Consider the following 243-nt stretch of genomic DNA (forward strand, 5'->3'; position numbering starts at 1 on the left):
CGCAATTTGCCTTATTACAGCCTTGGCGCATGGTTTGGCGCAACAATAATGACCTGTGTTAAAGAGGTGCCGTTGCGCCACCATCTGCTGATGGCTTCTTTGCTTACCGTTCTGGCGGTCGGTGCCTGGTTGTTTACTATCTCGCTGCTGTTGTCGCTGGTATCGATTGTGGTGATCATGAAGCTGTTTTATCAATACGAGCAACGATTCGGTATGCGCTCCACCAGCCTGCTGAATGTGATT

The 243-nt window shown here is 49.8% G+C and carries 1 protein-coding gene; it reads left to right on the forward strand.

All coding sequences use genetic code 11. The features are described from left to right. The coding region (locus IEQ44_RS16410; RefSeq protein WP_227487707.1) for a hypothetical protein at window positions 1-243 on the forward strand (243 nt) is incomplete at both ends.

The organism is Nocardioides malaquae, assembly GCF_015070385.1.
In the GTDB taxonomy this organism is placed as follows: Bacteria; Actinomycetota; Actinomycetes; order Propionibacteriales; family Nocardioidaceae; genus Nocardioides; species Nocardioides malaquae.